The organism is Microbacterium sp. AC145, assembly GCF_979258505.1.
In genome coordinates this window covers 1,282,172-1,295,059 of sequence record NZ_OZ409859.1, presented here as the reverse complement: position 1 = coordinate 1,295,059, position 12,888 = coordinate 1,282,172, and the positions used below count along the sequence as shown (strand labels likewise).

At 67.5% G+C, this 12,888-nt stretch carries 11 protein-coding genes; 6 read left to right on the top strand and 5 right to left on the bottom strand.

Annotated elements, in window-relative coordinates:
• Positions 1-10 precede the first annotated feature (10 nt).
• Together ACZZZN_RS06345 and zapE are read right to left on the bottom strand one after the other, a co-directional pair.
• The gene (locus ACZZZN_RS06345; RefSeq protein ID WP_463504338.1) at positions 11-1,249 is read right to left on the bottom strand and encodes an ammonium transporter; all 1,239 of its coding nucleotides are present in this window, start codon (positions 1,247-1,249) and stop codon (positions 11-13) included.
• 114 nt (positions 1,250-1,363) lie between these two features.
• Positions 1,364-2,413, bottom strand: a complete 1,050-nt coding sequence (zapE, locus tag ACZZZN_RS06340; RefSeq protein ID WP_463504337.1) for a cell division protein ZapE — start codon at positions 2,411-2,413, stop codon at positions 1,364-1,366.
• Between the two features lie 147 nt (positions 2,414-2,560).
• Between zapE and ACZZZN_RS06335 the strand changes: the two genes are divergently transcribed.
• Complete coding sequence (locus ACZZZN_RS06335; RefSeq protein ID WP_463504336.1) at positions 2,561-3,454, top strand: sulfurtransferase; 894 nt, start codon at positions 2,561-2,563, stop codon at positions 3,452-3,454.
• Positions 3,455-3,473: 19 nt separating this feature from the next.
• Positions 3,474-3,905, top strand: coding sequence for a SufE family protein (locus ACZZZN_RS06330; protein ID WP_463504335.1), 432 nt, complete (start codon positions 3,474-3,476; stop codon positions 3,903-3,905).
• Here ACZZZN_RS06330 and ACZZZN_RS06325 read toward each other — a convergent pair.
• Positions 3,889-5,043 (bottom strand): alpha/beta hydrolase, encoded by a 1,155-nt coding sequence (locus ACZZZN_RS06325; protein ID WP_463504334.1) that lies wholly within the window; start codon positions 5,041-5,043, stop codon positions 3,889-3,891. The genes ACZZZN_RS06330 and ACZZZN_RS06325 overlap by 17 nt on opposite strands.
• Before the next feature lie 25 nt (positions 5,044-5,068).
• Between ACZZZN_RS06325 and ACZZZN_RS06320 the strand changes: the two genes are divergently transcribed.
• From ACZZZN_RS06320 to ACZZZN_RS06305, 4 genes are all read left to right on the top strand, one after another.
• Positions 5,069-5,650 carry a DUF3000 family protein gene (locus ACZZZN_RS06320; protein ID WP_463504333.1) on the top strand — a complete coding sequence of 194 codons (582 nt, stop codon included), beginning with the start codon at positions 5,069-5,071 and terminating at the stop codon, positions 5,648-5,650.
• Positions 5,643-6,836 carry a ribonuclease D gene (locus ACZZZN_RS06315; protein ID WP_463504332.1) on the top strand — a complete coding sequence of 398 codons (1,194 nt, stop codon included), beginning with the start codon at positions 5,643-5,645 and terminating at the stop codon, positions 6,834-6,836. The genes ACZZZN_RS06320 and ACZZZN_RS06315 overlap by 8 nt, the downstream gene beginning before the upstream one ends.
• Before the next feature lie 73 nt (positions 6,837-6,909).
• The gene (locus ACZZZN_RS06310) at positions 6,910-8,115 is read left to right on the top strand and encodes a thiolase family protein (protein WP_311245196.1); all 1,206 of its coding nucleotides are present in this window, start codon (positions 6,910-6,912) and stop codon (positions 8,113-8,115) included.
• Between the two features lie 6 nt (positions 8,116-8,121).
• Positions 8,122-10,281, top strand: coding sequence for a 3-hydroxyacyl-CoA dehydrogenase NAD-binding domain-containing protein (locus ACZZZN_RS06305; protein WP_463504331.1), 2,160 nt, complete (start codon positions 8,122-8,124; stop codon positions 10,279-10,281).
• A 43-nt stretch (positions 10,282-10,324) separates the two neighbouring features.
• Here ACZZZN_RS06305 and ACZZZN_RS06300 read toward each other — a convergent pair whose 3' ends face one another.
• Entirely contained in the window at positions 10,325-11,983 is a 1,659-nt protein-coding gene (locus ACZZZN_RS06300) for a GMC oxidoreductase (protein WP_463504330.1), read from the bottom strand.
• Positions 11,976-12,887 (bottom strand): diacylglycerol kinase, encoded by a 912-nt coding sequence (locus ACZZZN_RS06295; RefSeq protein ID WP_463504329.1) that lies wholly within the window; start codon positions 12,885-12,887, stop codon positions 11,976-11,978. The genes ACZZZN_RS06300 and ACZZZN_RS06295 overlap by 8 nt, the downstream gene beginning before the upstream one ends.
• Between the last annotated feature and the right edge of the window lies 1 nt (position 12,888).

The following is a 12,888-nucleotide window of genomic DNA, read 5'->3' as shown; positions in this document are numbered from 1 at the left end:
TAACCGCATGTCACGCGTCCGCGAGAGCGTATCCCTCCTCGCCGTGGACGACCTGGTCGACACCGGCGATCTCGTCTTCGTTCGTGACGCGGAAGCCGATCGTCTTCTCGATCGCGAAGCCGATGATGAAGGCGACCACGAAGGAGTAGATCAGCACACCCAGTGCGGCGATCGCCTGGACGGCGAGCTGACGGGCGTCGCCACCGACGAACAGGCCGGTGCCGCTGGCGAAGAAGCCGAGGTAGAGCGTTCCGATCAGACCACCGACGAGGTGGATGCCGACGACGTCGAGCGAGTCGTCGAAGCCGAGGCGGAACTTCATCTCGACCGCGAGAGCGCAGACGATACCGGCGATCGCGCCGAGCAGCAGAGACCAGCCGGGCGTCAGGTTGGCGCAGGCAGGCGTGATGGCGACAAGGCCGGCCACAGCACCCGATGCGGCGCCGACAGAGGTGGGCTTGCCGTCCTTGATCTTCTCGATGAGGATCCATCCGAGGATCGCGGCTGCGGTCGCACCCAGCGTGTTCAGGCCGATGAGGCCGACGCCGCCCATGTCCTCTGCGAGCCACTCGGCACCGGCGTTGAATCCGAACCAGCCGAACCAGAGCAGTGCAGCACCGAGGAGCGTCAGCGGCACGTTGTGCGGCTTCAGGATGCCCTTCTGGAATCCGATGCGCTTTCCGAGCACCAGGGCGAGGGCGAGGGCCGCCGCGCCGGCGTTGATGTGCACGGCGGTTCCACCGGCGTAGTCGATGACACCGATTCCGCTGTCCTCACCGAAGAGCGTGGTGCCGAGGTTCATGATCCAACCGCCGCCCCAGACCCAGGCGGCGACCGGGAAGTATCCGACGGTGGCGAACACACCGGCGAAGATCAGCCAGCTGCCGAACTTCGCGCGGTCGGCAATCGCGCCGGAGATCAGGGCGACCGTGATGATCGCGAAGGTGGCACCGTAGGCGACGCCGAGGAGCGCCACGTTGGATCCCTCGCCCTCAGCGAGGGACGAGAGGCCGATGTCGGCGAAGGGGTTGCCTGCGAAGGCGGTGGGGCTGTCGACGGCGCTCATCGAGAATCCGAAGAGGATCCAGAGCACGGCCACGAGTCCGATCGAGCCGAAGCTCATCATCATCATGCTGACGACGCTCTTGGCCTTCACGAGGCCGCCGTAGAAGAAGGCGACGCCGGGCGTCATGAGCAGTACGAGGGCGGTCGCGGTGATCGCCCAGGAGATGTTGCCTGGAGCATCCATAGTCAAACCTCACATTCGGGAACTGAGAGCTTCAGTGTGACGAGGCCCGATTTCCGGAATGCGTGAAGTTTGTTGCCGGGGTGTTACAGCAGCGCGCTTCGTGTGAACATCGCGTTACGCGATGCTGCGATCTGCGTGTGTGAGTGCATTGAGTCTGGAGATAGCTCGCAGATACTTCTTGCGGTAACCGCCCCCGAGCATCTCGTCGGCGAAGACCTGATCGAGGCTCACACCCGTCGCGACGATCGGGATCTGCGCGTCGTAGACGCGGTCGACGAAGGCCACGAACCGCAGCGCCTCGGACTGATCGGTCAGCACGTGCACATCGCGCAGCCCGACGAGGTCGATACCCGAGATCACCCGGAGGTAGCGCGACGGATGCACACGCGCCAGGTGCCTGATCACATCGGCGAACGCATCGTCGGATGCCGTTCCCCGCTCGGCTCCGAGTTCGATGGCCCCTGCATACGAGTCGCCGTCGCTGACCACCGCGTGGCCGTCGAGCGCGCGCTGCCGGAAGTCCACCCCGTCGATGCGGATCGTCTGGAAGCTGTCGGACATCGCATGGATCTCGCGCAGGAAGTCCTGAGCCGCGAAGCGTCCCTCTCCGAGCGCGTTGGGCGGAGTGTTCGATGTGGCGGCGAGCTTGGTGCCCGTCGGCACGAGCTCACCGATGAGGCGGGTCATCACCATCGTGTCGCCCGGATCGTCGAGTTCGAACTCGTCGATGCAGAGCAGGTCGGCGCCCTTGAGCAGGTCGACGGTGTTCTTGTAGCCGAGAGCCCCCACGAGAGCCGTGTACTCGATGAACGAGCCGAAATACTTCCGTCGTGCGGGCATCGCATGATAGATCGATGCGAGGAGATGGGTCTTGCCGACTCCGAAGCCACCGTCGAGGTAGACGCCAGGCTTCAGCTCCGGTTCTTTCTTCGCACGGCTGAAGAAGCCGCCCCGCTTGACGGCAGCGCCTCGCCCCGCGAAGCGGATGAGGGTCTCCTTCGCCTCCTCCTGCGACGGATACTCCGCGTCCGCCCGGTAGCTCTCGAAGGTCGCACCGTCGAACTGGGGCGGCGGCACGAGGCTTGCGAGCATCTCAGGACCGGTGACGGTCGGCTGGCGATCGGTGAGGTGCACGATGCCCGTGCGGGTGGGCGATTCGGTCATCACGGTCCTGTATCGGGGGCGCACCTGTGTCGAAGTCTTACGAATCGGGTGCAGTGCGCTCGGCGTGGATCTATCGTCGAAGTGACGGATCAACACTACGCCGTCCGCACCCGGCATCACCGCCGCTCACAGTCTGAGGAGATCCCTGTGGCCATCGAGTTCGACACGTCATCGCCCAAGTTCGCCGAGTATGCCGAGCCCGGCCGGCTCGTCACCACCGAGTGGCTCGCCGAACGTCTCGGTCAGCCGGGACTCGTGGTGGTCGAATCCGACGAAGACGTGCTGCTCTACGAGACCGGCCACATTCCCGGAGCGGTGAAGGTCGACTGGCACACGGAGCTCAATGACCCCGTCGTGCGGGACTACGTCGACGGCGAAGGGTTCGCGAAGCTGCTCAGCAGCAAGGGCATCTCCCGCGACGACACCGTCGTCATCTACGGCGACAAGAACAACTGGTGGGCCGCCTACGCCCTCTGGGTCTTCTCGCTGTTCGGCCACGAAGACGTCCGCCTCCTCGACGGCGGGCGCGACCGCTGGATCTCCGAGGGTCGCGAGATCACACGGGATGCTCCGCAGATCACCCCCACCGAGTACCCGGTCGTCGAGCGCGACGACTCCGTCATCCGGGCGTACAAGGAAGACGTCCTCGCGCACATCGGCAGCCCGCTGATCGACGTGCGCTCCCCGGAGGAGTACAGCGGTGAGCGCACCACCGCCCCCGCGTACCCCGAAGAGGGAACGCTGCGTGCCGGTCACATCCCCACCGCGCAGAGCGTTCCGTGGGCCAAGGCCGTCGCCGAGGACGGCGGATTCAGGTCGCGTGCCGAGCTCGACGCCATCTACCGCGACGGTGCAGGCCTCGCCGACGGCGACGATGTGGTTGCCTATTGCCGCATCGGTGAGCGCTCCAGCCACACCTGGTTCGTGCTCAAGCACCTGCTCGGCTTCGAGAACGTGCGCAACTACGACGGCTCATGGACAGAGTGGGGCAGCGCGGTGCGCGTCCCGATCGTCACCGGCGCCGAGCCCGGATCGCTCTGACCGTGTGAGAATGTCAGGGATGAGCACCAGCGAACTCCCTGACATCCTCGCCGAGATCCGTGACGGCTTCCTCGAGACGCCCGAGACCGACAGGCTGCTCCTGCTCCTGGAGTATTCCGACGAGCTTCCCGAGGTGTCCGACGAGGTCGCGAACCACCCCGAGATGTGTGAACGCGTCGCGGAGTGCCAGTCGCCGGTGTACATCTTCGTCGAGGTGCACGACGACATCGTGACGATGCATGCCACCGCCCCGGCCGAGGCTCCCACGACGCGAGGCTTCGCGAGCATCCTGGTACAGGGCATCACCGGACTCACGACCGACGAGGTGCTCGCGATTCCTGACGACTATCCGCAGTCCATCGGTCTCACGAAGGCAGTGTCGCCCCTGCGGATCGGCGGGATGACCGGAATGCTCATGCGCGCGAAGAAGCAGGTCAGGCAGAAGCGCTGAGTCCCTGCTCACGCAGCCAGTCGGTGATCGCCGAGCTCCACCCCATCTGGTCGTAGTTCCACAACTTCGTGTGCCTGGCCACGGAGAATCGCGGCATCGTGACGATGTCGGGCCGCGCCTCCTGCAGCGCATGCGAGGCATCAGAAGGCACCAACCCGTCGTCGTCGCTGTGCAGGATCAGGATCGGCAGATCCAGTTCCTCGGCCCGCGCGACGATGTCGAGGCGATCGAAGGAGATCGCGTCGTCGGCGCCGCTGAGACGAGCCGTCAGGGGAACCGACAGCGCACTCATCGCAAGATCGGGCAGCGGCGCCCGCATACCCGCGATCTTGGCCTGGAAGCGCAGCACAGTACGCCAGTCGACGACCGGTGACTCGAGGATCAGACCTGCCACCCGTCCGCGATTGCCGGAGTTGAGTGAAGTCTGCAGAGCCACCGCGCCACCCATGGACCATCCCATCAGCACGACCCGCTCAGCTCCACGGCGCAGCGCATAGGAGATCGCAGCGTCGACGTCCCTCCACTCGGTGGCTCCGAGCCCATATGCACCGCTGCGGCTGCGCGGTGCCTCACCGTCGTTGCGGTACGACACGACGAGAGTGGGAAAACCTGCGGCGTGCAGAACGGGCACGGCCCGCAGGCACTCCGCCCGCGTCACGCCTCGGCCGTGGACCTGGATCACCCAGGTCTTCGATTCGGCGGGGAAGAACCATGCCGGGCAGGGCCCGGCGGGTGATCCGATCAGCACGCTCTCCCAGCGCAGATGCAACTCGCTCGGCGACGAGTAGTACCAGCCGCTGAACGCGGCCGCACGATCGACCCGAGCGCCCGGCTCGATCTGCGTGAGCAGCTTTCGCCGCACCGTGTCGGAGTCTGCTGCGAGCACTGCGCCGAGCTTCACATAGCCGTGGGTGCCGGACGTGAAGAGACCGTATCGACCGGGAAGTTCGGTGTCGGGAGTTCGGGTGAGCTCGATCGTCTGTGCGCCGGTGTCTACGGCGAGGATCTCGACATCAGCGGGGCGTGAGGCCGGAACCACCACCCTCCGCGCGACGCCGAGCACGAGCAGCGTCATCGCCCCACCCAGGGCGAGCAGTGCGGGGACAAGGAGCGCAACGGCGTGCCTGAGACTCTTCATCGCCTCCTGACTCTAGCCTGTTGCCGTGACCGCAAACCCCGATGCCGGGACGATCTTCGACGCTGCTGTGGCAGAGCTCCGTGACACGGCGTTCCGTTCCGACCTCGCAGTGCGAGAGATCTCCACCCCACAGGGCCTCGCTCCGCACGCCCTCGCGCTGGCCGCTGACGTCCGACCTGACGACTCGGGCGAGTCCGTCTACGGCACAGGGCGCTTCGTGCTGCTGCACGACCCTGAGGCTCCTTCCGCGTGGGGAGGTGCATGGCGCATCGTGATCTTCGCGCAGGCTCCGCTCGAGACCGAGATCGGCACCGACCCGTTGCTCGCAGATGTCACATGGTCGTGGCTCATCGATGCTCTCGAGTCCCGCGACGCCGGTTATCACGCCGCCTCCGGCACATCGACGAAGACGCTCTCGAAGGGTTTCGGCGGCCTCGCGGACGAAGGCGACGGAGCGCAGATAGAGTTGAGGGCGTCCTGGACGCCTGCCGGCCCCTTCCGACCTCATGTCGAGGCGTGGGCCGAATTGGTGGGGATGCTGGCGGGCCTTCCGCCGGGATCCGAGGGCATCGCCGTGATCGGCGCGCGAAAGGCAGCACGTGACTGAATACTCCGTGATCTCCGACGTCTCGGAGTTCCATGCGGCATGCGCGACATTGGCCGCAGGAAGCGGCCCTGTGGCCGTCGACGTCGAGCGGGCATCCGGATTCCGCTATTCGCAGCGCGCCTACCTGGTGCAGGTCTTCCGGCGCGACGCCGGAGTCTTCCTCTTCGATCCGCCGGCGCTCGGGGACTTCAGCCCTCTGCAGGCTGCCATCGGCGACGTCGAGTGGATCTTCCACGCTGCCAGCCAGGACCTTCCGTCCCTCCGCGAGATCGATCTCGTACCTCAGTCGATCTTCGACACCGAGCTGGCATCGCGTCTCCTGGGCCATGAGCGTGTCGGACTCGCTGCAGTGGTCGAGAACACTCTGGGCATCACGCTCAAGAAGGAGCACTCGGCCGCCGACTGGTCCACGCGCCCGCTCCCCGCGGCGTGGCTCGAGTACGCGGCACTCGACGTACTCCACCTCATCGACGTGTACGAGATCCTGACGCTGGAGCTCGAGGAACAGGGCAAGACCGAGTTCGCGGCCCAGGAGTTCGCGGCGACTCTGACCCGCATGCCCAAGCCCCCGCGTGACGACCCCTGGCGCCGCCTGAGCGGCCTGCATCAGGTGCGGGGAGCGCGCAATCTCGCCGTTGCTCGTTCTCTCTGGCACGCCCGGGAGGCGTACGCCCAGCAACAGGATGTCTCACCCGGGCGCCTGGTCCCCGACCGCTCGCTCATCGCCGCGGTGCTCGCCAACCCGCAGAGCAAGCAGGCGCTCGCGGGGATCAAGGAGTTCCAAGGACGCGCGAGTCGCACACAGCTCGATCGCTGGTGGCAGGCGATGGTCGATGGGCGCACGACCGAGGAGCTCCCGCGGGAGCGCGTTCCCAGCGACACGCTCCCGCCGCCTCGTGCCTGGTCCGATCGCAACCCCGAAGCAGACGCCCGGCTGAAGGCGGCGAGGCCCCTCGTCGAGGCGACGGCAGGCGAACTCGGGATGCCGACCGAGAATCTCCTCACCCCCGACTACCTCCGACGCGTCGCATGGGACGTTCCCGGAACCACGCCGGATGCCATCGCCGGCGCGCTCGCCGCCCTCGGCGCCCGCCCGTGGCAGATTGCACAGACCGCACAGAAGATCGCCGACGCCTTTGTAGAGGCGGCGCAAACGCCCGACGAGGCGTCCACGCCCGCTTCGTAGGTTCGATCCAACCGATTCCTCCCGGTTTCCGGCCCTCCATAGACTGAGGCCACCGCACAAACTTGGAGGCAGAGTGGCCGAGATCTCGGACGTCTTCTTCGTCGATGGAGTGCGCACCCCCTTCGGGCGCGCCGGCGAAAAAGGCATGTACTGGAACACCCGCGCAGATGACCTCGCCGTGAAGGCGACCATCGGCCTGATGGAGCGGAACGCAGCCGTCCCGGCTGATCGCATCGACGACGTCGCGATCGCCGCGACCAGCCAGACGGGCGATCAGGGACTCACCCTCGGCCGCTCGGTGGCGATCCTCGCAGGACTCCCTCAGACCGTTCCCGGCCTGGCAGTCGAGCGCATGTGCGCCGGTGCGATGACCAGCGTGACGACCATGGGCGCGTCGATCGGTGTGGGCATGTACGACTTCGCCCTGGCCGGCGGAGTCGAGCACATGGGCCACCACCCCATCGGCGGGAACGCCGACCCCAACCCGCGCTTCGTCGCGGAGCGGATGGTCGACCCCGGCGCCCTCAACATGGGCGTCACGGCCGAGCGCATCTTCGATCGCTTCCCGCACCTCACCAAGGAGCGCTCCGACCGGTTCGGCATGCTCAGCCAGCACAAGGTGCAGGCCGCGTACGACGCCGGCAAGATCCAGCCGGATCTCGTGTCGGTCGCGACCAAGACCGCAGACGGAGCCTGGGGACTCGCCACGGAGGATGAGGGCCGACGCCCGCAGACGACGATGGAGGACCTCGCCGCGCTCAAGACACCGTTCCGTCCGCACGGTCGCGTCACGGCCGGAACCTCGTCTCCCCTGACCGACGGCGCCACGATGTCGCTGCTCGCCGGTGGCGGTGCGGTGAAGGAGTTCGGTCTCGCTCCGAAGATGCGCATGGTGTCGTTCGCGTTCGCGGGCGTCCAGCCCGAGATCATGGGCATCGGCCCGATCCCCTCCACTGAGAAGGCACTGAAGAAGGCCGGGCTCACGATCGCCGACATCGGCCTGTTCGAGCTCAACGAGGCGTTCGCCATCCAGGTGATCTCCCTGCTCGACCACTTCGGCATCGCCGATGACGACCCCCGTGTCAACCAGTGGGGTGGCGCCATCGCGCTCGGACACCCGCTCGCGGCATCCGGCGTGCGTCTGATGATCCAGCTCGCGGCGCAGTTCGCCGAGCGTCCCGACGTGCGCTACGGCCTGACGGCCATGTGCGTCGGCCTCGGGCAGGGCGGCTCCGTCATCTGGGAGAACCCGCACTTCGACGGCAAGAAGAGGAAGTAAGCGCCGATGGCACACTCGATTTCCGAACAGTACGCGAACGTCGACTTCTCCCCCATCCAGGCCCTCACCGACGGCGAGGTGATCACGCACTCTCCCGTGCGCGACATCCGCCTCGCATCGGGCAAGGTGCTCGCCCTGATCACCCTCGACAACGGACGCGACCACACGCGTCCGAACACCCTGGGACCGGCGACGCTCACCGCTCTCGGCGAGACCCTCGACGGCCTCGCCGCACGCGCGGCTGCCGGCGAGATCCAGGCGGTCGGCATCACCGGCAAGCAGTACATCCTGGCCGCCGGCGCCGACCTCTCCGACATCAGCAAGGTCGGCTCGCGTGACAACGCCCGCCTGATCGCGCAGCTCGGCCACAAGGTGCTGGGCAAGTTCGGCGAGCTCGGCGTCCCCTCGTTCGCGTTCGTGAACGGGCTGGCGCTCGGCGGCGGCCTCGAGATCGCGCTCAACTCCAGCTACCGCACGGTCGACGCATCCGCCGCGGCGATCGCTCTGCCCGAGGTCTTCCTCGGCATCATCCCCGGCTGGGGTGGCGCCTACCTGCTGCCGAACCTGATCGGGATCGAGAACGCCCTCGAGGTCGTCATCTCCAACCCGCTCAAGCAGAACAGGATGCTGAAACCGCAGCAGGCGTTCGACCTGGGGATCGTCGACGCGATCTTCCCCGCGGCGAACTACCTCGAGAACTCGCTCGCCTGGGCAGACGCAGTTCTCGGCGGCAGGAAGGTCGAGCGCAAGAACGAGCCTGGCAAGATCGAGCGGCTCACCAAGTGGCCGATCGCCATCAAGATGGCGCGCGGCATGCTCGAGTCGAAGATCGGCACCGTTCCGAAGTCACCGTACGCTGCGCTCGAACTGCTCGACAAGGCGAAGAGCGGCACCAAGGCCGAGGGCTTCGCTCGCGAAGACGAGGCGCTCGCAGAACTCGTGACCGGCGACCAGTTCGCGGCGTCCATGTACGCGTTCGACCTCGTGCAGAAGCGCGCGAAGCGGCCCGTCGGCGCGCCGGACAAGGCTCTCGCCAAGAAGGTCACGAAAGTCGGCATCATCGGCGCGGGGCTGATGGCGAGCCAGTTCGCGCTGCTGTTCGTGCGCAAGCTGCAGGTGCCGGTGCTGATCACCGACCTCGACCAGGCGCGCGTCGACAAGGGTGTCGCCTACATCCACGAAGAGATCGGCAAGCTCGAGGGCAAGGGCCGCCTGGACGCGGACTCCGCGAACAAGCTGCGTGCGCTCGTCACCGGCACGACCGACAAGAGCCTGTACGCGGACTGCGACTTCGTCATCGAGGCCGTGTTCGAAGAGGTCGGCGTCAAGCAGCAGGTGTTCGGCGAGATCGAGAAGATCATCGCCGAGGACGCGATCCTGGCCACCAACACCTCGTCGCTCTCGGTCGAGGAGATCGGCGCGAAGCTCGCTCACCCCGAGCGCCTCGTCGGATTCCACTTCTTCAACCCGGTCGCGGTGATGCCGCTGATCGAGATCGTGAACACGCCCGTCACCTCAGAGGGTGCGCTCTCGACCGCGTTCGTCGTCGCGAAGAACCTGGGCAAGAACGCGGTGCTCACCGCGGACGCGCCCGGTTTCGTGGTCAACCGTCTGCTGGCCAAGGTCATGGGCGAGGCCGCTCGCGCGGTCTACGAGGGCACTCCGATCACCGACGTCGAGAAGGCCTTCGCGCCTCTCGGGCTGCCGATGGGGCCCTTCCAGCTGATCGACCTGGTCGGATGGAAGGTCGCCGCCCACGTGCAGGACACGATGGCGCACGCGTTCCCGGACCGCTTCTACGCGAACGAGAACTTCCACGCTCTCGCAGAGCTCGACGCGGTGATCGAGAAGGACAAGGGCGGTCGGGTGACCGGCTGGACGAAGCAGGCCGAGAAGCTGCTGAAGCCCGCCGTCGGCAAGACTCCCGCGTCGGCCGAGACGATCCTGCAGCGGGTGCAGGACGGTCTCGCGAGCGAGATCAAGCTGATGCTCGATGAGGGCGTCGTGCCCGAGGTCGAGGACATCGACCTGTGCCTCATCCTCGGCGCCGGCTGGCCGTTCATCGACGGTGGCGCGTCGCCGTACCTCGACCGCGAGGGCGCCTCGGAGCGCGCCTTCGGCGGAGAGTTCCACACCCCGCAGATCCGCGGTATCGAAAGCCGCTGAGCGGATGCATCGACGGGGGTCGCGCTCGGCGCGGCCCCCTTCGTCATGCCTGCTGTACGGGACGCTCGTCGGCCTCGCCGGAGCGCGGCCAGAACGACATCGCCCGCTCCGCGAGCGCCGTGATCGTCAACGACGGGTTCACGCCCGGATTCGCGGGTACCGCCGCCCCGTCGACGACGTGCAGCCCCGGATGCCCCCACACGCGGTGATAGCGATCGACGACCCCGGTCGCAGGAGACGCCGAGATCACGGCGCCGCCGAGGAAGTGCGCGGTGAGGGGGATGCCGAAGACCTCGGGCCAAGAACCCCGCGCCTCTGCCGGCACGCCACCCTCCTTCTGCATGCGCGCGGCGATCGCCGCGGCCGCCCGGTGCGCCTGCGGCAGATAGCTCGGGTTCGGCTCACCGTGCCCCTGCCTGCTCGTCATCACCAGGCGCCCGAATCGGCGCCGCAGAGACAGCGTGAGCGAGTTGTCCACGGTCTGCATGACGAGGGCGATGATGCCGCGCTCGCTCCAGTGCCGGAGAGACCCCAACTGCAGCTGACGGATCGGCGCCCGGAGGAATCGCCCGACGAGCCCGCCCAGTCGGCGGCCGAGCGGCACATCTCCCGGCACCATGATCGATGCCAGCGCGCCCATCAGATTCGAGCCCGGCCCGTAACGCACGTTCTCGACGTGAGTGCGCTCGTCGACGTGGAAGGAGGTCGTGATGGCGATGCCCTTCGCGAGGTCGAGAGAAGCCGGAACCCGTGTCGCGATCGCGCCGTCGAGCGCCTCGGAGTTGGTCCTCGTGAGTCGCCCGAGAGCGTCGGACACACGGGGAAGAGCACCCGAGTGCTTCATCCGATGCAGCAGCTGCTGCGAGCCCCAGGTGCCCGCGGCCAGCACGACCTGACCGGCGCGAACAGTGCGGCGATCACGACGCAGCCACGCACCGCTGCGCTCACTCGTCACGGCGAACCCGCCACCCGCGAGCTCGCGCACCTCGGTGACCGTGCGGAGCGGCTCGATCACCGCGCCGCGGCGCTCCGCGAGTGCGAGGTAGTTCTTCATCAGCGTGTTCTTCGCGCCGACACGGCATCCGACCATGCAGTTGCCGCAGAGTGTGCAGCCGGTGCGATCGGGGCCCTCTCCCTCGAAGAACGGATCGGGCGTGCGCTCCCCCGGCGTACCGAACCACACGCCCACCGGCGCGCGCCGGAACGTGCTTCCGACGCCGAGATCTTCTGCGGCGCCCGCCATGATGCGCTCGACGGGACCGGAATGGGGGTACCGCTTGACCACACCGAGCATCCGCTTGGCCGTCGCGTAGTGGGGAGACAGCTCGGCATCCCAGTTCGCGAGCGCGCTCCACTGGGGGTCCATGAAGAAGGCGCCGCCCGGCTGGTAGAGGGTGTTGGCGTAGTTCAGCGATCCTCCCCCGACGCCCGCTCCGGCGAGGATCATGACGTGCGGCAGCCGATGGATGCGCTGGATGCCGTAGCAGCCGATCGCCGGAGCCCACAGGTAGCGACGCACGTCCCAGCTGGTCTTCGCGAAGTCCTCGTCTTCGAAGCGGCGCCCCGCCTCGTAGACCCGCACCCGATACCCCTTGTCGACGAGCCGCAGCGCAGAGACGGATCCTCCGAACCCCGAGCCGACCACGATGACGTCCTCGTCGAACGCAGCACTCTCGTGCGCCTTCCTGCCGGTGTCAGCCACGATCGATCTCCTTCGCCGGCACGAGGACGGTGAGCGCGGCCGGGCGGATCCCGATCGTGCACTCCTCCTCGCCGAGCCGCTCTCCGTCGGCGTACACGACGAGTCCCGGCGCGCTCACCGTCACCGCGCGGGCACGTCTGTGAGACACCTCCCGACGCGACAGGTGGGTGCCCCGCAGCAGCAGCGGAAACAGTCGTAGCAGTCGAAGGCGACTCAGCGGCGCCACCTGCACGAGATCGAGGAGACCGTCGTCGGCCGATGCCCCGGCGCATAACGGCATGCCACCGCCATAGCTCTCGGTGTTGCCGACCGCCACGAGTGTGCCAGGAGCTGCCACGGCGTCAGAGCCGTCGACCGATACCGTGAACTCCATCGGGCGCAGGCGCAGGAGCTCGATCACGAGGGCGAGGTAGTAGCGCAGCACGCCGTGGGGCCAGCGGAGTCGGTTGGTGCGATCGCTGACCTTCGCGTCGAAGCCGAGAGCGGCGATCGTGAGAAACGGCGCGACTCTGCCCTCGGTGCGTATCTCGCCGACATCGATCGCCCTGGCGATTCCGGAGAGCGCGAGCTCGGCTGCGGCCACCGGGTCGTGGCGCGGCAGCCCCAGCGCCCGCGCGAGGTCGTTCCCCGTGCCGGCGGGCACCAGCGCGACGGGGACGGCGCTCTCGCAGAGCAGGTCGAGGATGCCGGACAGCGTGCCGTCTCCCCCGACGACCACCAGCACGCGAGGCGCTTCAGCGAGAGCCTGCGTTGCGAGTACCAGACTCGATGCCGCCGAATCCCCCGTGAACACATGCACGTCCTGGCCGCGAGCCCGCAGGTGTGCCAGAGCCGCGTCGGCCTCACGCCCGGCGCGCCCCTTGCCCGCGAAGGGATTCGACAGCACGGCGATGTGGTCGCCCACG

Excerpts from the sequence above, each read along its gene's own strand:
- ACZZZN_RS06345 (WP_463504338.1), bottom strand. The coding sequence starts at position 1,249 with ATGGATGCTCCAGGCAACATCTCCTGGGCGATCACCGCGACCGCCCTC.
- zapE (WP_463504337.1), bottom strand. The coding sequence starts at position 2,413 with ATGACCGAATCGCCCACCCGCACGGGCATCGTGCACCTCACCGATCGC.
- ACZZZN_RS06330 (WP_463504335.1), top strand. The coding sequence starts at position 3,474 with ATGAGCACCAGCGAACTCCCTGACATCCTCGCCGAGATCCGTGACGGC.
- ACZZZN_RS06325 (WP_463504334.1), bottom strand. The coding sequence starts at position 5,043 with ATGAAGAGTCTCAGGCACGCCGTTGCGCTCCTTGTCCCCGCACTGCTC.
- ACZZZN_RS06305 (WP_463504331.1), top strand. The coding sequence starts at position 8,122 with ATGGCACACTCGATTTCCGAACAGTACGCGAACGTCGACTTCTCCCCC.